We start from the raw sequence: 22,226 nt of genomic DNA on the forward strand, positions 1-22,226 counted from the left end.
CCGCCGCGCCGCGGACAAACGACATTTCGGTCTCAGGTGATGACATGCTGTAATCGGTCGCATGCCCATCCGCAGTCCTTCGCTCGTGGAGCTGCATGCCTTCCTGGCTGTGGCGGACACAGGCAGCTTTCGCAAGGCGGCCGAACGCATGTTCGTCACGCAGGCGGCGGTCAGCCGCGCCGTGATGCGGCTGGAGGAGCAGCTCGGGGTGGACGTGTTCGCCCGCTCGGGCACCGGCGTGCGCCTGACGCCGGCCGGCGACGAACTGCGCCGGCTGGTGGCGCAGCCGGTGGCCGCCCTCGAGCAGGCCGCCACCCGCCTGCAGCGAAGCCCCGACCGGCTGCGCCTTCGGCTTTCGGTGGTCACCAGCCTGGGCAACCTCTGGCTGATGCCGCGGCTGGAGGACTTCCGCGCCCGCCATCCCGAGATCGAGCTGGAGTTCCGCCCCTACCAGCGCGAGGACGACTTCCTGCGCGAGGACGTGGACCTGTGGATCGCCCTCAAGCGCCAGGCGCGCCAGGGCTGGCCGCGGCAGGTGGCCGCGGAGTACCTGGTGGGCCGCGAGATCGTCGCCGTGGGGGCGCCGCGCCTGGCGCACCTGCGCGCCGCGCGCGAGCTGCTGGCGCAGCCGCTGCTGTACCACTCCAGCTACCCGGAGAACTGGGCGCTGTGGGCCCGGGCCCTGGGCGCCGAGCTGCCGCCCGACTGGCGCGGCACCGGCTTCGACCTGGTGGTCAACCTCATCGAGGCCGCGCGCGGCGGCATGGGCGTGGCCGTGGTCCAGAAGTGCATGGTGGAGGCGGACCTGGCGGCGGGCCGGCTCGTCATGCCGGTCCCGGGCGCCGCTTCCACCGGCCGGGGCTACTACCTGTGCCGGCGCCGCGCGATGGGCGCGCACCCGGCAGCCGAGCGCTTCGCCCAGTGGCTGCTGGCGCAGGCCGCGGCTAGCGAACCCGCATCCCGGGCTGCGCGCCCGGCCACGGGTTGAGCACGTAGATCCCGGGCTGGGCCTTCTCGTCGCCGTGGCTGGCGGCCAGCACCATGCCCTCGCTCACGCCGAACTTCATCTTGCGCGGCGCCAGGTTGGCCACCATGACGGTGAGCTTGCCCACCAGGTCTTCGGGCTTGTAGGCCGACGCGATGCCGGAGAACACGTTGCGCATGCGGCCTTCGCCCACGTCCAGCGTCAGGCGCAGCAGCTTGGTCGAGCCTTCGACCGCTTCGGCCTGGACGATCCTGGCGATGCGCAGGTCGATCTTCGCGAAGTCGTCGATCGTGATCTGCGGCGCCAGTTCTTCGCCCCCCGGCAGTTCGCTCCCTCCCCCCTCGGGGGAGAGCTGGGGTGGGGGCACGCCCCCTGCCGGTTCCTGCCCCGGCGCCTCGAACAACGCATCCACCTGCTTGCCGTCCACCCGCTGCATCAGGTGCTTGTAGTCACCGATGACATGCCCCGCCCCCAGCGGCTTGACCGCATTGCTCCAATCCAGCGGCTCGCACTTGAGGAAGGCCTCGGCCTGCCGGGCCAGCGCCGGCAGGATGGGCTTCAGGCAGGCCGTCATGACCTTGAACGCCTCCAGGCATTCGGAGCAGACCAGGGCCGCCTTCTCCTTCTGCCCTTCCTTGGCCAGCTTCCAGGGCGCGGCGCCGTCGAAGTGCAGGTTCACGTCGTCGGCGAAGGCCATGATCTCGCGCACCGCCTTGCCGTACTCGCGGCCTTCGTAGAGGTTGCGCACCTCGTCCGCCAGCCGCGAGGCGCGGGCCTCCAGCACCGAGAACGGCCCCAGCAGCTTGCCGCCCGGCACGAACTTGGCCGCGCGGCTGGCGATGTTCACGTACTTGCCGATCAGGTCGGCGTTCACCCGGGCGATGAAGTCGTCGGGGTTGAAGTCGACGTCCTCGACCTTGCCGTTGAGCTTGGCCGCGATGTAGTAGCGCAGCCACTCCGGGTTCATGCCCAGCGACAGGTAGCGCAGCGGGTCGATGCCGGTGCCGCGGCTCTTGCTCATCTTCTCGCCGCTGACGGTGATGAAGCCGTGCACGTTCACCTGGCCGGGCGTCTTGCGGCCGGAGAACTGCAGCATCGCGGGCCAGAACAGCGTGTGGAAGTAGACGATGTCCTTGCCGATGAAGTGCACCTGCTCGACGGCCGGGTCGGCCACGAACTGCTCGAAGTCCACCGGCGTGCGCGAGGCCTCGTGCCAGTGGTCGCGGGCCTGGCCCTTGTCGAAGTGGTTCTTCAGGCTGGCCAGGTAGCCGATCGGCGCGTCCAGCCAGACGTAGAAGTACTTGCCCGGCGCGTCCGGGACCTCGATGCCGAAGTAGGGCGCGTCGCGGCTGATGTCCCAGTCGGCCATGCCGGCCTCGAACCATTCGCTGGCCTTCTTGGCCACCTCGGACTGCAGCTTGCCGTCCTGCGTCCAGGCCTTCAGGAAGTCGACCACCTGCGGATCGGACAGCTTGAAGAAGTAGTGCTCCGAGCTGCGCAGCTCGGGGCGGGCGCCGCTGAGCGTGGAGTAGGGCTCGATCAGCTGGGTGGGCGAATAGACGCTGCTGCAGACCTCGCAGCTGTCGCCGTACTGGTCCTTGGCGTGGCAGGTCGGGCACTCGCCCTTGATGTAGCGGTCGGGCAGGAACATGCCCTTGACCGGGTCGTAGAACTGCTCGATGGTGCGCGTGGTGATGAGGCCGTTGGCCTTGAGCACCTTGTAGATGCCCTGCGCGAGCTCGGTGTTCTCCGGGCTGTCGGTGGAGTGCCAGTTGTCGAATCGCACGTGGAAGCCGTCCAGGTACTCCTGGCGGCCCGCGGCGATCTCGGACACGAACTGCTGCGGCGTCTTCCCGGCCTTCTCGGCCGCGATCATGATGGGCGCGCCGTGCGCGTCGTCGGCGCCGACGAAATGCACCATGTGCCCGCCCATCCGCTGGTGGCGCACCCAGATGTCGGCCTGGATGTACTCCATGATGTGACCGATGTGGAACTTGCCGTTGGCGTACGGAAGGGCGGTGGTGACGAATAGCTTGCGCTGCGGCATGGTGGGTCTGTGGCGCGGGGAACCGGGGATTCTAGGTCGCCGGCCCCCCGGTTCGCTCGAAGTGAGGAGGCCGCGCCGGCGCGCCGGTCATGCCCATCGATAATCGATCGATGCTGTCGGACGACCTTCCCTCGACGGCGGACGCCTCTTGATGCAGCCGCGGATCATCATCATCGCGGGCCCGAACGGTGCCGGGAAGACGACCTTCGCGCGTGAGTTCCTGCCGAACGAGGCGGGTTGTCCGGCGTTCATCAATGCCGACCTGATCGCCGCGGGCCTCTCGCCCTTCGCGCCGGAAAAGGCGGCGATCCATGCCGGCCGGCTGATGCTGGAGGCGATCGGGGGGCATGTGTCGCGGCGGGAGAGCTTCGCCTTCGAGACGACGCTCTCCGGTGGCGGCTACGCGCGGCAGATCAATGGTTGGCAGCAGGCCGGGTATCGCGTCGAACTGTTCTTCCTCGGCCTGCCGAGCGCGCAAGCTGCCATCGCCCGAGTGGCCGAACGCGTGCGGCAAGGCGGGCACGACATCCCGGAGGCGGTGATCCGCCGGCGCTTCGACGCGGGCCGGCGGCTGTTCGAAACCGTCTACAAGGACCTGGTGGATGACTGGTCGCTGTACGACAACGCCGGGGATGCGCCCGTTCTTCTCGACTGGAACAGTAAGCCGATGAGCCCAGGAGGACCTTCCGTGAAAGAGCCACCCGCCCCCTACGACAGCCTGCCGCCGGACGCCCGCCCGGATCTGAGAGGTTCCTGGAACGCACTGCTGCGCGCTGCGGCCCGTGCGCGCGAACTCGCCCGGCAAACGGGGACGGCGCTGGTGGTCGTGAGAGACGGGAAGGTCGTCAAGGTCAGGCCCGGCAGCGTCGACGCAGCATAGCGACCCTGCTCGCGGGCGTGGATCACCCACTCGCTACACTCGGCGCACAGAGAGACTTCGATGCCCACCCAAGAGCAAGTGCTTGCCGCCCTCGCGGCCGTCAAAGACCCGAACACGGGCCAGGATTTCGTCTCGACCAAGGCGGTGAAGAACCTCCAGGTCCACGGCGGCGACGTCGCGTTCGACCTCGAGATGGGTTACCCGGCCAGGAGCCAGGTGCCCGCATTGCGCCAGGCCGCCATCGCCGCCGTGCGCGGGCTGGGCGGCATCGCCAACGTGTCGGTGAACGTCACGACCAAGGTGCTCGCCCATGCCGTGCAGCGCGGCGTGCAGCTGATGCCCAACGTGAAGAACATCATCGCCGTCGCATCGGGCAAGGGCGGCGTGGGCAAGAGCACCACCGCGGTCAACCTGGCGCTGGCGCTGGCCGCCGAGGGCGCGTCCGTGGGCCTGCTGGATGCCGACATCTACGGCCCCAGCCAGCCCATGATGATGGGCATCGACGGGCGCCCCGAAAGCTCGGACGGCAAGACCATGGACCCGATGGAGAACTACGGCGTGCAGGTCATGTCGATCGGTTTCCTGGTCAACCCGGACGAGGCCATGATCTGGCGCGGGCCGATGGCCACGCAGGCGCTGGAGCAGCTGCTGCGCCAGACCAACTGGCGCGAGCTCGACTACCTGGTGGTGGACCTGCCGCCGGGCACCGGCGACATCCAGCTGACGCTGTCGCAGCGCGTGCCCATGACCGGCGCGGTGATCGTCACGACGCCGCAGGACATCGCGCTGCTGGACGCGCGCAAGGCCGTCGCCATGTTCGAGAAGGTCGGCGTGCCGATCCTGGGCCTGGTGGAGAACATGGCGGTGCACGTGTGCAGCAACTGCGGGCACGCCGAGCACATCTTCGGCGAGGGCGGCGGCAAGCGCTACGCGGCCGAGCGCAAGCTGGACTACCTGGGCGCGCTGCCGCTGGACATGAGCATCCGGCTCCAGGCCGACAACGGCCGCCCCACCGTGATGGCCGATCCCGACGGCAAGCTGGCGGGCATCTACAAGGACGTGGCGCGCCGGGTCGCCGTGAGCGTCGCGGCCAAGGCCAAGGACTTCTCCTCGAAGTTCCCGACCATCACCGTGTCCAAGAACACCTAGGAGCCGCCGTGAACCCGCGCCCGGGACTGGATGTCGCCGTCGTGATGCGGCGCGTGCGGCAGTCCAGCCGCTGGCAGCCCTATCGCTGGGAACTGGCCGAGGTCGTGCCCAACGAGCCGGCCTTCGGCACCGGGCCGACCCGCATCTTCGCGGACGACAACGAGGAGCGCTGGCTGCATCCGGGTTTCCGGGTGGAACTCTGGCGCGACGACGCCGAGGGCTACTACCTCAACGCCACCACCGAGACCCCGGGCTGGTTCGTGCTGTGGCGGATGGAAGAGACGGCGACGCTGGCCGACGAGCCGATCGCGCGGCCGGAGATCGTGACCCTGAGTTACCACGACGCGGGCCGCTGGCTCGATGCGCAGGAAACCGTCGAGCAGGTGCCGGCCCCGGCCGACGTGGTGCAGTGGATGCGCGAGTTCGCCGATGCGCACTACGTGCCCGAGCCGCGCAAGCGCAAGCGCCCGGAGAGCTTCAAGCGGCTCGAGGACCGCTTCGGCAATCCGGCGTCGGTGTCGACCGGCAAGAAATACGGCGGAGGTGGCGAGGATGGCTGACGGATTCCTCGGCCGCTGGTCGCGGCGCAAGCTGGATGCGAAGGACGGGCGGCCCGTGGAGCCGGAGCCGCCTCGTCCCGTCCTCCCGGCCGAGCCGGTGGCGGCGCCGAGGGCTGCGCCGGCCGAGCCGGCGGAACTGAAGGCCGATGCTGCGCCCGCGGCCCCGGCGCCCGAGCCGCCCCCGACGCTGGAAGACGCCCAGGCGCTCACCATCGACTCCGACTTCACCCGATTCGTCCGCGCCGACGTGCCGGCCGACGTGAAGAACGCCGCGGTCAAGAAGCTGTTCTCCGACCCGCACTTCAACGTGATGGACGGACTGGACACCTACATCGACGACTACGGCAAGCCCGACCCGATCCCCGAGTCGATGCTCAGGCAACTGGCGGCGAGCCGCTTCCTGGGGCTCTTCCGTGAAGAAGAGCGCGAGGAGGAGGAGAAGGCCGCGAAAGCTAGGGATGATGCCGAAGGGCAGGGGGCCGATTCCGTGGCACAGTCGCAAGCGCCTGTGGCCGATCCGGACCCGGCGCCTCCACCAGCAGTACCCCCCGAAGCCCATGCCCACCCTGATCTGCGACTGCAACAAGACGATGCCGCTCGACCCGGCGAAGCTGGGAGCGGCACTGGGTGAGCCCGGTCTGCCGCTGCACAGCAGCCTGTGCCGGCGCGAGGCGGCCTCGTTCCAGCAGGCCATCCAGTCGGGCGAAGAAGTGGTCGTCGCCTGCACCCAGGAAAAGAGGCTGTTCGCCGAAGTCGGCTCGCAGACCGAGGGCGCCGTATCGCCGGTGCACTTCGTCAACATCCGCGAGACCGGTGGCTGGAGCCGCGACGCGCGCGAGGCCATGCCCAAGATCGCGGCCCTGCTGGCCGCCGCGCGCCTGCCCGAACCCGAGCCCGTCCCCACCGTCACCTACAAGAGCGGCGGCCGCGTCCTGATCATCGGCCCGATGCAGGATGCCGAACGCGCCGCGTCGATGGTGGAAGACGTCCTGGACGTCACCCTGTTCTCCACCGGCGGCGCCGGCGCGCAGGAACGCAAGTACCCGGTGGTGTCCGGCCGCATCGATTCGCTCACCGGCTGGCTGGGCGCCTTCCAGTTCGCCTGGACGCCGACCAATCCGATCGACCTGGACCTGTGTACGCGCTGCAATGCCTGCGTGGCGGTCTGCCCCGAAGGCGCCATCGGCCTGGACTACCAGATCGACATGGACCGCTGCAAGGGCCACCGCGCCTGCGTGAAGGTGTGCGAGGCCGCCGGCGCCATCGACTTCCAGCGTGAGGCGCAAGGCCAGACCGACAACTTCGACCTGGTGCTCGACCTGCGCGAGACCCCGGCCTTCGCGCAGCACGCGCCGCCGCAGGGTTACCTGCGCTGGGACGGCCGCGACCTGCCCACGCTGCTGAAGCTGCGCGAGCTGGTGGGCGAGTTCGAGAAGCCCAAGTTCTTCGTCTACAAGCAGAAGCTGTGCGCCCACAGCCGCAACGAGAAGATCGGCTGCAATGCCTGCGTGGAGATCTGCTCGGCCGAGGCGATCAGCAGCGAGCCTTCCCGCCAGCAGATCAAGGTCAATCCCAACCTGTGCGTCGGCTGCGGCGCCTGCACCACCGTCTGCCCGACCGGCGCCCTCACGTATACGTACCCGCGCGCGGGCGACCAGGGCCTGAAGCTGCGCACGCTGCTGGCGTCCTACCTGCAGGCCGGCGGCCGCGAGCCCGCGATCCTGTTCCACAGCCAGGAGGCCGGCCAGGCCCTGGTGGAAGACCTGGGCCGCACGGCGCGCCTGGGCCGCGCGCAGGGCGTGCCCGCCAACGTGATCCCGGTGGCGCTGTGGCACACGGCCAGCACCGGCGTCGACCTGTGGCTGTCCGCCATCGCCTTCGGCGCGCGCCAGGTGGTGGTGCTCACCACCGGCGAAGAGGCCCCGCAGTACCTGTCGGGCCTCAAGGCCCAGATGGCGGTGGCGCAGGCCATCCTGAGCGGCCTGGGCTATGCCGGCGTGCACTTCGAGCTGCTGCAGGCGCAGTCGGCCCTCGCGCTGGACCAGGCCCTGCAGTCGCTGCGCGGCACTCGCCAGCAAGGTCCCAAGGAGCCGGCGAAGTTCGCGGTCGCCGCCGAGAAGCGCGCCACGCTCGAGTTCGCGCTCGAGCACCTGATCGCGCTGGCGCCCGCCCGGCCCGACGCCATCGACCTGCCGCCGCAGGGCTCGCCCTTCGGCACCATCGCGGTCGACAAGGACCGCTGCACGCTGTGCATGAGCTGCGTGAGCGCCTGTCCGTCCAGCGCGCTGCAGGACAACCCGCTGGCGCCGCAGCTGCGCTTCATCGAGAAGAACTGCGTGCAGTGCGGCCTTTGCGCCACCACCTGTCCCGAGAACGCGATCACGCTCCAGCCGCGGCTGCTGCTCACGCCGGAGAGGCGCGAGCCGCGCGTGCTCAACGAAACCAAGCCCTACGGCTGCGTGCGCTGCGGCAAGCCGTTCGGCACGCTCAAGGCGGTGGAGGCGATGCTGGGCAAGCTGTCCGGCCACGCCATGTTCCAGGGCGCGGCGCTGGAGCGCCTGAAGATGTGTTCCGACTGCCGGGTGATCGACATCTACTCGGCCCAAGACGAAGCCAAGATCTCCGATGTCCGCTGACTTGCTGCCGGCCAGCTCCGCGCTGGATGAGGAAACCGCCCGGGCCGAGATCTACGGCCTTCTCGCACAGCTCTACTACGCGGCGCCGCCGCCGGAGCTGCTGGCCGCGCTGCGGGTGGCGGTGACCGAGGCGCCCGCGCCCGGCGGCTTCCTGGAGGAGCCGTGGCGCGAGCTGGTGGGCGCGGCGCGCGCGCAGTCCGATGCGCAGGTCGCTTCGGAGTACGACGCGCTTTTTGGCGGCGTCGGCAAGCCCGACGTCTACCTGTTCGGATCGCACTACCTCAGCGGCTTCCTCAACGAGAGGCCGCTGGCGCAGTTGCGTGACGACCTGATCGAGCTGGGCCTGACGCGCGACGAGGCCATGGCGGACACCGAAGACCACATCGCCTACCTGTGCGAGGTGATGCGCTACCTGATCGCCGGCGACGACGTCGCGGTGGCCAACCTCACCCGGCAGCGCGAGTTCTTCAGCCGCCACCTGCAGCCCTGGGCGGCTGCGATGTCCGAGGCCATCACCGGTCATCCCGACGCGCGCTTCTACCGCGCGCTGGCGCACTTCACGCAGGCCTTCTTCAGCGTGGAGCAGCAGGGGTTCGACCTCCTCCCGTGAGTGGCGCGCGACATTGGGGTTTTTCCCAATGGAACGCTTGGACAGCAAGGCCTGGTGCGGCGTACGCTGCACCTGCACGAGCAAACCTTTCGGTTGAGGCATTTCCCCTGTCCCCCTTGCCTCCGCGATTGGATATGCTCCGCCGTGCATAAGCATGCCAACATGACATGCACAGTCCAAGGAGACAGCAATGAGCCAGTCCCAGAGCAAGCTATCCCGCAGGACCCTGTTCGGCGCGGCCGCCACCACCGGCGCCGTGGCCGCGGTCGCCAGCCTGCTGCCCTCGCAGCCGGCCGAGCCCGAAGCGGTGACCGAGAAGCGTCCGGAGCCCCCCACCCGTGGCGGCGGCTACCAGCTCTCCGAGCACGTCAAGCAGTACTACCAGACCACCCGCGTTTAACCCGTCCTCCGGGAGCCTTTCCATGTTGCTGACCAAGAAGCAGGGTGCCGCCCAGGGCGGCGCGCGCGCGCTCGGCGAATCGCGTTCGCCTTTCATCCACAGCCTCCAGCGCGGCCTTTCGCACGCGCTGCCCACCATGGACCGCCGCGCCTTCCTGCGCCGCTCGGGCCTGGGCGTGGGCGTGGGCATCGCCGCGGGCAGTCTGACGCTGGTGAAGAAAGCCCGTGCGGCCTCGGCCAACGGGCCGGCCGTGGGCGCCGGCAAGATCGAGGTCAAGCGCACGGTCTGCACCCACTGCTCGGTGGGTTGCGCGATCGACGCCGTGGTCGAGAACGGCGTCTGGGTCCGCCAGGAGCCGGTGTTCGACTCGCCGATCAACCTGGGCGCGCACTGCGCCAAGGGCGCGGCCATCCGCGAACACGGCCACGGCGAGTTCCGCCTGCGCTACCCGATGAAGCTGGTGGACGGCAAGTACACCCGCATCGGCTGGGACCAGGCGCTCAACGAGATCAGCGCCAAGCTGATGGAACTGCGCAAGGCCAGCGGCCCCGAGGCGGTGTACTGGATCGGCTCGTCCAAGCACAGCAACGAGCAGGCCTACCTGATGCGCAAGTTCGTGAGCCTCTGGGGCAGCAACAACTGCGACCACCAGGCCCGCATCTGCCACTCCACCACCGTGTCCGGCGTCGCCAACACGTGGGGCTATGGCGCGATGACGAACTCGTACAACGACATGCAGAACAGCAAGTGCGCGTTGTACATCGGCTCCAACGCCGCCGAGGCGCACCCGGTCTCCATGCTGCACATGCTGCACGCCAAGGAGACCGGCACCAAGATGATCGTGGTCGATCCGCGCTTCACCCGCACCGCGGCCAAGGCCGACGAGTACGTGCGCATCCGCTCCGGCTCCGACATCCCCTTCCTGTTCGGCCTCTTGCACCACATCTTCAAGAACGGCTGGGAAGACAAGAAGTACATCAACGACCGCGTCTACGGCATGGACAAGGTCCGCGAGGAAGTGCTGGCCAAGTGGACGCCCGACAAGGTCGAGGAAGCCTGCGGCGTGCCCGAGGCCCAGATGGCCAAGGTCGCCGAGATGATGGCCAAGAACCGGCCTTCCACGCTGGTGTGGTGCATGGGCCAGACCCAGCACTCGATCGGCAACGCGATGGTGCGCGCCTCCTGCCTGGTGCAGCTGGCGCTGGGCAACGTGGGGGTTTCCGGCGGCGGCGCCAACATCTTCCGCGGCCATGACAACGTGCAGGGCGCCACCGACATCGGCCCGAACCCGGATTCGCTGCCCGGCTACTACGGCATCGCCGAAGGCGCCTGGCGCCACTACGCCAAGGTCTGGGGCGTCGACTACGACTGGATCAAGGCGCGCTTCGCCAGCCCGGCCATGATGACCAAGCCCGGCATCACGGTGTCGCGCTGGATCGATGGCGTGCTGGAGAAGAACGAGGTCATCGACCAGGACCCGAACCTTCGCGCGGTCATCTACTGGGGCCACGCGCCGAACTCGCAGACCCGTGGCGCCGAGATGAAGAAGGCCATGGACATGCTGGACCTGCTGGTCGTGGTGGACCCGTACCCGTCCGCCACCGCCGCGATGGCCGCGATGCCCGGCGATCCCAAGGACCTCAATCCGAACCGCGCCGTGTACCTGCTGCCGGCGGCCACGCAGTTCGAGACCAGCGGCTCCTGCACCGCGTCCAACCGGTCGCTGCAGTGGCGCGAGAAGGTGATCGAGCCGCTGTGGGAGAGCCGCAGCGACCACATGATCATGTACCAGTTCGCCGAGAAGCTCGGCTTCGGCAAGGAACTGGTCAAGAACTACAAGATGCAGAAGGTCAAGGGGATGGACGAACCCCTGCCCGAGGACATCCTGCGCGAGGTCAACCAGTCCAACTGGACCATCGGCTACACCGGCCAGAGCCCCGAGCGGCTCAAGGCCCACATGAAGCTGATGCAGCACTTCGACGTCAAGACGCTCAAGGCCAAGACCAGCGTCAAGGACCCGGCCACCGGCTACGACATCGAGGGCGACTACTTCGGCCTGCCGTGGCCCTGCTTCGGCACCCCGGAACTCAAGCACCCGGGCAGCCCGAACCTGTACGACACCAGCAAGCACGTGATGGAAGGCGGTGGCAACTTCCGCGCCAACTTCGGCGTGGAGCGCGACGGCGTCAACCTGCTGGCCGAGGACGGTTCGCACTCGGTGGGCAGCGACATCACCACCGGCTACCCGGAGATCGACCACGTCCTGGTCAAGAAGCTGGGCTGGTGGGATGAACTCACGCCGACCGAGAAGGCCGCGGCCGAAGGCAAGAACTGGAAGACCGACCTGTCGGGCGGCCTGATCCGGATCGCCATGAAGAACCACGGCGTCCATCCCTTCGGCAACGCCAAGGCGCGCGCGGTGGTCTGGAACTTCCCGGATCCGATCCCGCAGCACCGCGAGCCGATCTACAGCACGCGGCCCGACCTGGTGGCCAAGTACCCGTCGCACGACGACAAGAAGGCCTTCTGGCGCCTGCCCACGCTGTACAAGACGCTGCAGCAGAAGAACGTCCAGGACAAGGTGCACGAGAAGTTCCCGCTGATCCTCACCTCCGGCCGGCTGGTCGAGTACGAGGGCGGCGGCGAGGAAACCCGTTCCAACCCCTGGCTGGCCGAACTGCAGCAGGAAGCCTTCGTCGAGATCAACCCGAAGGCGGCCGCGGCCCGCAACATCCGCAACGGCGACCGTGTGTGGCTGCTCAGCCCCACGGGCGCACGGCTGAACGTGCAGGCGCTGGTCACCGAACGCGTGGGCCCGGACACGTGCTGGATGCCTTTCCACTTCTCGGGTCGCTGGCAGGGGGCCGACATGCTCCCCTACTACCCGAACGGCGCCGCGCCGGTCGTGCGGGGCGAGGCGGTCAACACCGCCACGACCTACGGCTACGACAGCGTCACGATGATGCAAGAGACCAAGACCACGATCTGCCAGATCGAGCGGGCTGCCTGAGGAGACGACCATGGCAAGAATGAAGTTCATCTGCGACTCGGAGCGCTGCATCGAGTGCAACGGCTGCGTCACCGCGTGCAAGAACGAGCATGAGGTGCCCTGGGGCGTCAACCGCCGCCGGGTGGTGACGCTGAACGACGGCGTGCCCGGCGAGCGCTCGGTGTCGGTGGCGTGCATGCACTGCTCCGACGCGCCCTGCATGGCGGTCTGCCCCGTCAACTGCTTCTACCGCACCGAAGAGGGCGTGGTGCTGCACGACAAGGACACCTGCATCGGCTGCGGCTACTGCAGCTATGCCTGCCCGTTCGGCGCGCCGCAGTTCCCGGCGGCCGGCACCTTCGGCGTGCGCGGCAAGATGGACAAGTGCACCTTCTGCGCCGGCGGCCCGGAGGAGCATGGTTCCCAGGCCGAGTTCGAGAAGTACGGTCGCAACCGCCTGGCCGAAGGCAAGCTGCCGGCCTGCGCCGAGATGTGCTCCACCAAGGCCCTGCTCGCCGGCGACGGCGACGTGGTGGCCGACATCTTCCGCAACCGCGTGCTCAAGCGCGGCAAGGGCGCCGAAGTCTGGGGCTGGGGCACCGCCTACGGTTCGCGCCAGGGCGGCCAACCGCAAGGACAGAAATCGTGATGCGCGCGCTCCTCACCCTCGCCGCCGTGCTGGGCCTCGCCGCTTGCGGCGAGGATCCCCAGGTCGCCAACCGTGTGAAGCAGGACGCCGCTTCGTTCCAGGGCACCGGCAAGGCCGCGCCCTACATGGCCAACGGCTGGAAGGCCGGCGACCGCACCAGCTGGGAGCAGCAGCTCAAGACCCGTACCCAACAGGGGCAGAACGACTATGCCAAGGTCAACTGAGCTGCTGGCGTCGGCGCTGATCGCGCTGGCCGCGTTCTCGGCAGCTCCCGCGGCGTTGGCGCAAGCGCCGGCGCAGCAGGGCCAGAGCGCGTCGTCGCAACCGTCCAAGGCCATCGACGATCCCGCACCGGGCCAGTCGCCCGGCGGCATCCAGGGCCAGAACATCTTCGACGTCAAGCCCGAGGTCAAGCGGGACGCGTCGAACGATCCGGGCTACATGGACCAGACCAACGGCCAGCGCAATGCGGTGCAGCCGGGCAACAACTCGCCGATGTGGCGTGACGTGCAGCGCGGCATGGCGGGCTACTCCAGCCTGCCCCGCAGCCAGGCGCCGGAAGCCGGCGTGCTGATCCAGGCGCCGGTGCAGTACCCCGGCTCGCGCCTCACCACCGCCGGCGAAGCCTGGCGGCAGGTGCGCAACAACTGGATCATTCCGTACGGCGGCGCGCTGGTGGTGATCACCATCGTCGCCCTGCTGATCTTCTGGTTCACGCGCGGCATGATCGGCCACAACGAAGCCGTCGGCGGCGGCGGCCGGCGCATCGAGCGTTTCACGCCTTTCGAGCGAGCGGCGCACTGGACGAACGCCATCGCGTTCGTGGTGCTCGGCCTCTCGGGCATCGTGATGGCGTTCGGCAAGTTCTTTCTCTTGCCCATCATGGGTGGCACGCTGTTCGGGTACTTCACCTACCTGCTGAAAAACCTGCACAACTTCTTCGGTCCCCTGTTCGCGGTGTCGCTGCTGATCGTGATCATCACGTTCATCAAGGACGAATTCCCGCGCAAGGGCGACCTGGCCTGGCTGGCGAAGTTCGGCGGCGTGTTCAGCAAGTCCGGCGAGGAGCCGCCGACGCACCGGTTCAACGCCGGCGAGAAGGTGGTGTTCTGGGCCGCCGTGGTCGTGCTCGGTCTGGTCGTCGTGGGCTCCGGGCTGGTGCTCGACAAGCTGGTCCCGTCGATCGACTACGTGCGCAGCACCATGCAGCAGGCGCACATGATCCACGCCGTGGCCGCAGTGTTGATGGTCTGCCTGATCGGCTTCCATATCTACCTGGGAACGCTCGGTGTCCGCGGCGCCTACGGCGCCATGCGCCATGGCTACGTGGACGAGGCGTGGGCGCGCGAGCACCACGGCTACTGGCTCGACGACATCGAGGCCGGCAAGATCCCCGCGCAGCGCAGCACGCCCCCAGGCACGCCGCTTCCCGGCGAGCCGGTCCGCACCGTCTAAAGAGGCCAGAAGACCCATGAAGAAACGCCTGCTCCCCCTCCTGTTGATCTCCGCGTTCGGCGCCACCGCGCAGGCCAAGCTGCCCGCGCCCGCGCTTGACGACGCCGCCAAGGCCAAGGCCGCCGAGACCACGGCCCGCGCGGCCTGGCAGGCCAAGGTCGAGGGCTACCAGCTGTGCAAGTCGCAGGACAAGATCGCCGCCCGATTCAAGGGATTGGGCAAGGCGGGCGACGCCGCGGTCACGCCGGTGGTCGCCAAGGCCGCCTCCGCGCCTGCTCCGGCAGCGTCTGCCACCGTGGCCGCGGCTTCCGCGCCGGCCGCAAGCGCCTCCGCGCCGGGAACCCCCGTGACGGCGGCTTCCCCGCCGGCGCCCTGCACCGATCCCGGCCCGTTCGCCTACAACGCGCCCCAGCAGAAGCCGCTGGAGTCGTCCGGCGCGCACTCGCCGACCGGCACCGCCAGCGGCCCGCCCAGCGTGCGCGCCGAGTCGTCGCAGATGGCCCCGGTCAAGCCCCTGACGGCGCCCTCCGGCGGCGCCTCGGCCCCGGCGGCCGGCAAGAAGTCCTGATCCCCGCGCGGTTCCTCGCCGCGCGTAGACTGCCGCGATGCTGCCGCGGTTGACCCAGGCGCGCGCGCCGCTCACGCGCGAGGTGGACGTGCTCGACGAGCACGGCCGGCCCCAGCGCATCTCCATCCCGGCCGAGCGCGACCTCACCGTCTACGTCGACAAGCGCGAGCTGGTCACGCTGATGACGCTGGGCGCGCACCCCGAATGGCTGGTGCTCGGCTACCTGCGCAACCAGCGCCTGGTGCGATCGGTCGAGGAAGTCGAGTCCGTCAGCGTCGATTGGGAAGTCTCCAGCGCGGCCGTCAAGACGCGCTCGGGCATCGACCAGATCGAGGAGCGCACCTCCCGCCGGGTGGTCACCACCGGCTGCGGCCAGGGCAGCGTCTTCGGCGCGCTGATGGACGATGTCGCCTCGCTGCGCCTTCCCCCCGCCGTCCTCGACCAGGCAACGCTCTACGCCATCCTCGAAGCGATCCGCCGCCAGGAAAGCACCTACAAGTCGGCCGGCTCGGTGCACGGCTGCGCGCTCTTCCGCGGCGCCCAGATGCTGCTCTTCGTCGAAGACGTCGGACGCCACAATGCCATCGACACCATCGCCGGCTGGATGTGGATGAACGGCCTGGCCGCCGAGCAGGCCCGGGAGGACCAGCCCTTCGTGTTCTACACGACCGGCCGGCTGACGAGCGAGATGGTCATCAAGTCCGCGCAGATGGGCGTGTCCATCGTGGTCTCCCGCAGCGGCACCACGCAGATGGGCCAGGAGATCGCGCAGCAGCTGGGCCTGTGCACGGTCGGACGCGCGCTCAACCGCCGCTTCATCTGCTACACGGGCTCGGATCGCCTGCGCTGGCAGCCCGAGCTGGCCACCGCACCCGCCTGATCCGCAACGCGAAGGTCAGTGCGCCGAGGCGTGCGGCCCCTCCCCGCCCAGCAGGTAGTAGCCACGCGAGGTGGGCTGCGTGTTCCACTGCCTCATCCGCCAGTCCTCGTAGTCGGTGGTGACCCGGGCGAGGAAAGAGGGGAGCTTGTCGTAGAGGTGGACCGAGATGCGCGGCAGGCGCATCAGGTCGTCGCCCGCGCGGGTGCGTGAACTCACGATCGCCGTCGCGGTGGCGTAGCCGGCCTGGCGAACCATGTCCGCGTGTTCGGCGCGGTGCTCGCCGTAGGGGTAGCAGAAGCTGCGCACCTCGATGCCCAGCAGTTGCTCCAGGTCGTGCTTGCTGCCGGCGATCTCCTCGCGCGCGACCACCTCGTCGGTCGCGCAGAGGTTCACGTGGTTGCGCGTGTGCGCGCCGATCTCCATGCCGGCGTCCAGCCAGGTGCGCAGGTCGTCCACGTCCATCAGCGGGACCGCGGGCGCGCCCACGGGATGGTCCCAGGCATTGGTGCCGCCGACCTGCCCGCTGACGATGAAGGCCGTGGCGGTGAAGCCCAGCTCGCGCAGCACCGGCAGCGCGTTCTCCAGGTTGTTCAGGTAGCCGTCGTCGAGCGTGATGCCGAACACCTTGCCGGTCTTCTCACCGTGCAGGTAGGGCTCCAGGTCGCGCATGGACAACCCCTGCCAGCCCAGCAGCTTCAGCGTGCGCAGCTGCAGCGCGAATCGCCAGGGCGGCAACACGAGCGACCGCACCGGCGTGCCTCGCCGGGGCGGCGTGGCGGTCTGGTGGTACGAAAGCACGGCGACCGGGCACGACGGTCGTGCTGTGGCTCCCCGGGTCTGTCTCACTTCGTTCTGCATGGCCGTGCTGCCTTCTAGCTGTGCCGTGACCAACATCATCCGGCAGCAATGGATGAACTTTGTAGGAGCCAAGCCCGTGCCCCTGTAGTCCCCGCAACAGGTAGTCCGTCCGAGCCACTCTCTCACACACACAACTCAAGGCGGCCATGCAAACATCCCTGCAACAGGACGCAACCTGCGCGTCCAGGGAAGGTGCATGCAGTCAATGGGCGTGGAAGTTTGGACGGCGCAGCCGCAACGGCTGGGGTGTGATGCCTGCGCCGACCTCGCGGCCGTCCTCGATGCGGACGAGCGCGAGCGTGCCTCGCGCCTGCAGTTCGAGGCGGACCGCCGCGCCTTCCTGGTGTCGCACGCCATGCGCCGGATCGCGCTGGGGCTCGTGCTGGCCACCGACCCGCACGAACTGCGCTTCACCCTCGGCGCCCAGGGCCAGCCCATCCTGCTGCACGCGAATGCCGCCGGGCTTTCGTTCAGCCTTTCGCGCAGCCGCGACATGGTGGCGTTCGCGCTTTGCGCGGGCGGGCCGGTGGGCATCGACGTCGAGGCCGTGAGGGATGGCGTGGATGTCTCGCTGCTGGCGCCCTACATGGAGCTGCCGGGCGCGCACGAGGGCAGCGGGCTGGAGGATTTCTACGTGCGCTGGACGGCGCTCGAGGCCTACTGGAAGGCGCAGGGCCTGGGCCTGTCGAGGACCCACCCGCGCATCGCTCTGCACGACGTCGGCGACAGCAGCATGGAAGTGCGCATCGGTGGCGCGCGGCGGCCTTCGGGCCTGTTCGCCGTGCGGCTTCCCGCGCCGGCGACCCATGTGCTCAGCGTGGTCTGCCGCAAGGTGGACAGCGTGCGGATCGTCGAGCTCGAGAAGCTCGCGCCCCCGCCGGCGGCCGGCCCCGACCGGGCCTTCGCGGGCAGCAATGACGGCTCCTGCCTGGCGGCGGGCGCCCCAAGAATTTTCAGTTCGTGAACGTGTGAAGGCAGGACAAGGATGGTGACGACAAGCGCGGTGTTCGTGGGGGACGGCAGCCTGCTGGTGCAGTGCGCCGACGCGTTCCGCAGGGCGGGGCATGGCATCGTGGCGGTGGTGTCCGCCAGTCCGGCCAACCTGGAGTGGGCGGCGGCAGAAGGCCTGCCGGCGATCCGGATGGAAGGGGACTGGGGCGCGCGGCTCGACGGCCTGCGCTTCGACTACCTCTTCAGCGTGGCCAACCTGCGGCTGCTGCCGCAGGACGTGCTGGACCGCGCATCGCGGATGGCCATCAACTTCCACGACGCGCTGCTGCCGCGCTACGCGGGCCTGAACGCCACCTGCTGGGCGCTGATGGCGCAGGAGCCGGTGCACGGCATCACCTGGCACGAGATGACGGCGCGCGCCGATGCGGGCCGCATCGTGCGCCAGGCCTCGTTCGAGGTGTCGCCCAACGAGACCGCGCTCAGCCTCAACGCCAAGTGCTACGAAGCGGGCCTGGCCACCTTCGAGCAGATCGCGCAGGACCTCGCCCACGGCGACCTCGCGCTCACCGCGCAGCACGGCGAACGCCAGTACTTCGGCCGGCACAAGCGGCCGCAGGCGCTCGCCACGCTGGACTTCGCGCGGCCGGCGCAGGAGCTGGTGGCCCTGGTGCGCGCGCTGGACTTCGGCACGTACGCCAACCCGCTGGGCCGGCCCAAGATTTTCGACGGCTCCAACGTGCTGCTGGTGCGCGGCGCGCAGGTGACGCCCTCCACCGGCAGCGACGCCCCGGGCACGGTGCTCGCCGTGGACGGCGACACCCTGCGCGTGGCCGCGGTCGATGGCGAACTCACGCTGACCGGCTGCACGGACCTGGAAGGCCACGCCGGCGCGCATGGTGTCCGGCCCGGCACCGTGCTGCAGATGCCTCCGGCTGACGCCCAGCACCGCCTGGCCGACCGCGGCGAGCAGATCGCCAGGGGCGAGCAGCACTGGAGCGAAGCGCTGCACACCGTCGCGCCGGTCGAGCTGCCGTACCCGCGCCGCAGCGGCGGCGATGCGGCCCCGCCGCTTCGCTATGCCCTGGGCAGCGCCCCGCACGGCGCAACCACCGTCGCCGCGTTCCAGGCCTGGCTCTCCGCGCTGACCGGCCAGGAGCGCGTCTCGGTGCTCTACACCGACACCGCGCTGGCCGACCAGTGCCTGGGCCTGCAACCCTGGCTGGGGGCCTGGGTGCCGCTCACCACCGAGAACGCGCCGCAGTCCACGACGCTCGAAGCCGCCGGCCGTGCCGAGGCGCTGGTCGCCCGCACGCGCGCCGCCGGCGCGATGACGCGCGACCTGCCGCTTCGACTGGGCGAGCGCCATTCGCCGATGCCCGCGCTGGCCAAGGTCGCCCTGGGCCTGGCCCGCGTCCAGCCGCCCGCGGGCTGCGAGCTGCTCCTCACGCTCGACGCCTCCGGCCACGGCCTGGAGCTGGTGGTCGACGGATCGGTGTTCGGCGCCGGCACCGGCCTCGCGATGGCCACGCACCTGGACGCCTGGCTGAGGGCCTTCGCGCAATCCAGCGGCACGCTGGCGCAACTGCCGCTGTTGCCCGCCGCGGAGCAGAAGGCGATCGACCAGCTGAACGCCACCACCGTCCCCTTCGACGAGAAGGGCGCGGTCGACCAGGCCATCGTCGCCCAGCTCCTGCGCACGCCCGACCAGCTGGCCGTCACCACCGGCCCCGAGAGCCTGAGCTGCCGCGAACTGCACGAGCAGTCCACCGCGCTCGCGCACCGCCTGGTCGCACGCGGCGTCAAGCCCGGCGACATCGTCGGCCTATGCCTGCCGCGCGCGCCGCAGCTGCTGGTGGCGGTGCTCGGCGTGATGAAGGCCGGCGCGGCCTACCTGCCGCTGGACCCCGAGTACCCGCGCGACCGCCTGCAGTTCATGGTGGAGGATTCGCGTGCGCCGGTGGTGCTGGTGAGCGCGGCCACGGCCACGTCGCTGGAGCTGGAGGCCTCGCGCCAGATGCGCATCGACGACGGCGCCACCGCGCCCGCCGCCGGCGAGCTGCCCGCGCCCGATGCGCACCGCCCCGCCTACGTGATCTACACCTCGGGCTCCACCGGCAAGCCCAAGGGCGTGGTGGTCACCCACCGCAACGTGCTGAACTTCTTCGCCGGCATGGACGAGCGCGTGCCGCGCGATCCCGGCGCGCGCTGGCTGGCCGTCACCAGCCTGTCGTTCGACATCTCGGTGCTGGAGCTGTACTGGACCCTGGCCCGCGGCGTCACCGTGGTCCTGCATTCGGACACCGCGGCGGCGCCCACCACGGCGCCCGAGTTCAGCCTGTTCTACTTCGCCAGCGACGACTCGCGCGACCCGCGCCAGCACTACGAGCTGCTGATGGAAGGCGCCAAGTTCGCCGACCGCGAGGGCTTCACTGCCGTCTGGACGCCGGAGCGCCACTTCCACGCCTTCGGCGGCCTGTACCCCAACCCGGTGGTCACCAGCGCCGCCATCGCCGGCGTCACCTCGCGCGTGCAGATCCGCGCCGGCAGCTGCGTGATCCCGCTGCACCACCCGGTGCGCGTGGCCGAGGACTGGGCCTTCGTCGACAACATCTCCAACGGCCGCGTCGGCATCTCCTTCGCGTCCGGCTGGCAGCCCAACGACTTCATCCTCATGCCCGACGCTTTCGCCAAGCGCCAGGACGAGATGGTGGCCCGCATGGAGATCGTGCGGAAGCTCTGGCGCGGCGAGGCCGTGGCCTTCCCCGGCCCCAACGGCAACCTGGTCGAGACGCGCACGCTGCCGCGCCCGGTGCAAAAGGAGATCCCGGTGTGGATCACCGCCGCCGGCAACCCCAAGACCTTCGAGCAGGCCGGCACGCTGGGCTGCCGCCTGCTGACCCACCTGCTGGGGCAGAAGGTGGAGGACGTCGCCGAGAAGCTGCAGATCTACCGCGCGGCCTGGCTCAAGGCCGGCCATCCGGGCAACGGCCACGTCACGCTGATGCTGCACACCTTCGTCGGCGCCGACGAGGAGGCCACGCGCGAGACCGCGCGCGAGCCGATGAAGAAGTACCTGCGCAGCTCGGTCGACCTGATCAAGAAGGCCGCCTGGTCCTTCCCCACCTTCGTCGAGCGCGGCGCCGCCGCCGGCAAGACCCCGCAGGAAGTAATGGAGGCGGCCCCCCTCTCCGACGAGGAGATGGACGCCCTGCTGGACCACGCGTTCAACCGCTACTACGGCACCAGCGCGCTGATCGGCACGCCCGAACGCTGCCTGGAGCTGGTGGACAAGGTGCAGGCGGCCGGCGTGGACGAGATCGCCTGCCTGATCGACTTCGGCATCGCGCCGGCCACCGTGATCGAGCACCTGCGCGATCTCAAGGGCCTGATGGAAGCGTCGCGCGCGCCGCGCCAGAGCGCCCGCCGCGTGTCGGTGGCCGAGCAGGTGCTGCAGCACGGCGTGACCCACCTGCAGTGCACGCCCTCGATGGCCGCCATGCTGCTGGCCGACGCGCCCGGCCGCGCGGCGCTGTCGAAGCTGCAGGCCCTGATGGTCGGCGGCGAGGCGCTGCCGCTGGAGATGGCGACGCAGCTGCGCGCGCTGGTGCCCGGCGCGCTGCTCAACATGTACGGCCCGACCGAGACCACGGTCTGGTCCACCACCTGCAACCTGCAGAGCATCGACGGCTACGTGCCGCTGGGCCAGCCGATCGCCAACACGCAGCTGTCGATCCGCACGCCGTGGGGCGCGGAGTGCCCGGCGCTGGTGCCCGGCGAGCTGCTGATCGGCGGCGACGGCGTCACCGACGGCTACCTGCACCGGCCCGAGCTGAACGCCGAGCGCTTCGTCGCCGACACAGCCGACCCGGCGCAGCGCTGGTACCGCACCGGCGACCTGGTGCGGCGCCTGCCCGACGGCGCGATCGAGTTCCTTGGCCGCATCGACCACCAGGTGAAGATCCGCGGCCACCGCATCGAGCTGGGCGAGATCGAGAGCGTGCTGATGCGCCAGGACGGCGTGAAGCAGGCCGTGGTGGTCGCGCGCACCGACACCGCCGGCCAGAAATTCCTCGCCGGCTACGTGACCGCCAAGCCCGGCGCGACCCTGCAAGGCGCGAAGCTGCGCGAGGCCGTGGCGCAGGCGCTGCCCGAGATCATGGTGCCCGCGGCGGTGCTGGTGCTGCCCGCGCTGCCGATGACGCCCAACGGCAAGGTCGACCGCAAGCTGCTGCCCGATCCGCGGCTGGCCGGCGAGGCCAAGCCGGGGGGCGCGCCGCCGGCCGCCACGCCCGATAACCCGCTGGAGACCACCATCGCCGGCATCTGGCAGGACGTGCTGGGGCTGGAGTCGGTGGGCACCACCGAGAACTTCTTCGACCTGGGCGGCCATTCGCTGCTGGTGGTGCAGGTGCAGCGGCGCCTGCGCGAGGCCACCGGCCAGGAGGTCGCCATCACCGACATGTTCCGCCTGCCCACCATCCGGGCGCTGGCGGCCCACCTGGGCGGCGGAGCGGCTTCCACCGCCGTGGCCCAGGGGCAGAGCCGGGCGCAGGCCCGCCGCATGCTGCGCAACCGCAACCTTGCGCAGCCGACGGTGTAAGAGGAGCCT

Annotated in this window: 17 protein-coding genes and 1 pseudogene; 16 read left to right on the forward strand and 2 right to left on the reverse strand. The window is 69.7% G+C overall.

The window, feature by feature from the left end:
* The first annotated feature begins 61 nt into the window (after positions 1-61).
* The gene (locus ASG30_RS18085) at positions 62-988 is read left to right on the forward strand and encodes a LysR substrate-binding domain-containing protein (protein WP_055899921.1); all 927 of its coding nucleotides are present in this window, start codon (positions 62-64) and stop codon (positions 986-988) included.
* Here the strand turns inward: ASG30_RS18085 and metG are convergent.
* Positions 945-3,032, reverse strand: a complete 2,088-nt coding sequence (metG, locus tag ASG30_RS18090) for a methionine--tRNA ligase (RefSeq protein WP_055899924.1) — start codon at positions 3,030-3,032, stop codon at positions 945-947. The two genes, ASG30_RS18085 and metG, sit on opposite strands and share 44 nt — an antisense overlap.
* Before the next feature lie 151 nt (positions 3,033-3,183).
* On the opposite strand from metG, the pseudogene ASG30_RS18095 reads away from it, so the two are divergent.
* The 13 genes and pseudogenes from ASG30_RS18095 to ASG30_RS18155 all read left to right on the forward strand — a co-directional run.
* Positions 3,184-3,696 (forward strand): annotated as a pseudogene (locus tag ASG30_RS18095) (zeta toxin family protein); the annotation flags it as partial.
* A gap of 276 nt (positions 3,697-3,972) precedes the next feature.
* Positions 3,973-5,061 (forward strand): iron-sulfur cluster carrier protein ApbC, encoded by a 1,089-nt coding sequence (gene apbC, locus ASG30_RS18100; RefSeq protein ID WP_055899927.1) that lies wholly within the window; start codon positions 3,973-3,975, stop codon positions 5,059-5,061.
* Positions 5,062-5,105: 44 nt separating this feature from the next.
* The gene (locus ASG30_RS18105; RefSeq protein ID WP_055900215.1) at positions 5,106-5,621 is read left to right on the forward strand and encodes a DUF3305 domain-containing protein; all 516 of its coding nucleotides are present in this window, start codon (positions 5,106-5,108) and stop codon (positions 5,619-5,621) included.
* Complete coding sequence (locus ASG30_RS18110) at positions 5,614-6,252, forward strand: DUF3306 domain-containing protein (RefSeq protein ID WP_055900218.1); 639 nt, start codon at positions 5,614-5,616, stop codon at positions 6,250-6,252. The genes ASG30_RS18105 and ASG30_RS18110 overlap by 8 nt, the downstream gene beginning before the upstream one ends.
* Positions 6,179-8,257 carry a 4Fe-4S binding protein gene (locus ASG30_RS18115; protein WP_200947324.1) on the forward strand — a complete coding sequence of 693 codons (2,079 nt, stop codon included), beginning with the start codon at positions 6,179-6,181 and terminating at the stop codon, positions 8,255-8,257. The genes ASG30_RS18110 and ASG30_RS18115 overlap by 74 nt, the downstream gene beginning before the upstream one ends.
* A complete protein-coding gene (locus tag ASG30_RS18120) occupies positions 8,247-8,867 on the forward strand; it encodes a TorD/DmsD family molecular chaperone (protein WP_055899932.1) in 621 nt (206 codons plus the stop codon). Before ASG30_RS18115 ends, ASG30_RS18120 begins: the two co-directional genes overlap by 11 nt.
* Positions 8,868-9,057: 190 nt before the next feature.
* On the forward strand, positions 9,058-9,267 hold the full coding sequence (locus ASG30_RS18125) for a hypothetical protein (protein WP_055899935.1): 210 nt from the start codon (positions 9,058-9,060) through the stop codon (positions 9,265-9,267).
* Between the two features lie 22 nt (positions 9,268-9,289).
* Positions 9,290-12,277, forward strand: a complete 2,988-nt coding sequence (locus ASG30_RS18130) for a formate dehydrogenase subunit alpha (protein WP_055899938.1) — start codon at positions 9,290-9,292, stop codon at positions 12,275-12,277.
* Between the two features lie 10 nt (positions 12,278-12,287).
* Positions 12,288-12,905, forward strand: coding sequence for a formate dehydrogenase FDH3 subunit beta (gene fdh3B / locus ASG30_RS18135; protein WP_055899941.1), 618 nt, complete (start codon positions 12,288-12,290; stop codon positions 12,903-12,905).
* Positions 12,905-13,129 (forward strand): hypothetical protein, encoded by a 225-nt coding sequence (locus ASG30_RS18140; RefSeq protein ID WP_055899944.1) that lies wholly within the window; start codon positions 12,905-12,907, stop codon positions 13,127-13,129. Before fdh3B ends, ASG30_RS18140 begins: the two co-directional genes overlap by 1 nt.
* Complete coding sequence (locus ASG30_RS18145) at positions 13,113-14,360, forward strand: formate dehydrogenase subunit gamma (RefSeq protein WP_055899947.1); 1,248 nt, start codon at positions 13,113-13,115, stop codon at positions 14,358-14,360. The genes ASG30_RS18140 and ASG30_RS18145 overlap by 17 nt, the downstream gene beginning before the upstream one ends.
* 16 nt (positions 14,361-14,376) lie before the next feature.
* Positions 14,377-14,928: a hypothetical protein gene (locus tag ASG30_RS18150; RefSeq protein ID WP_055899950.1), complete on the forward strand. Its 552-nt coding sequence runs from the start codon at positions 14,377-14,379 to the stop codon at positions 14,926-14,928.
* A 37-nt stretch (positions 14,929-14,965) separates the two neighbouring features.
* Entirely contained in the window at positions 14,966-15,808 is an 843-nt protein-coding gene (locus ASG30_RS18155; RefSeq protein ID WP_055899953.1) for a formate dehydrogenase accessory sulfurtransferase FdhD, read from the forward strand.
* 15 nt (positions 15,809-15,823) lie between these two features.
* Here the strand turns inward: ASG30_RS18155 and ASG30_RS18160 are convergent, their stop codons facing one another.
* Positions 15,824-16,606: a polysaccharide deacetylase family protein gene (locus ASG30_RS18160; RefSeq protein WP_235579834.1), complete on the reverse strand. Its 783-nt coding sequence runs from the start codon at positions 16,604-16,606 to the stop codon at positions 15,824-15,826.
* A gap of 265 nt (positions 16,607-16,871) precedes the next feature.
* On the opposite strand from ASG30_RS18160, the gene ASG30_RS18165 reads away from it, so the two are divergent.
* Positions 16,872-17,630 (forward strand): 4'-phosphopantetheinyl transferase family protein, encoded by a 759-nt coding sequence (locus tag ASG30_RS18165; protein WP_055899956.1) that lies wholly within the window; start codon positions 16,872-16,874, stop codon positions 17,628-17,630.
* A gap of 21 nt (positions 17,631-17,651) precedes the next feature.
* Positions 17,652-22,217, forward strand: coding sequence for a MupA/Atu3671 family FMN-dependent luciferase-like monooxygenase (locus ASG30_RS18170; RefSeq protein ID WP_082522179.1), 4,566 nt, complete (start codon positions 17,652-17,654; stop codon positions 22,215-22,217).
* Positions 22,218-22,226: the final 9 nt, after the last annotated feature.

The organism is Ramlibacter sp. Leaf400, assembly GCF_001424545.1.
In the GTDB taxonomy this organism is placed as follows: Bacteria; Pseudomonadota; Gammaproteobacteria; order Burkholderiales; family Burkholderiaceae_C; genus Ramlibacter.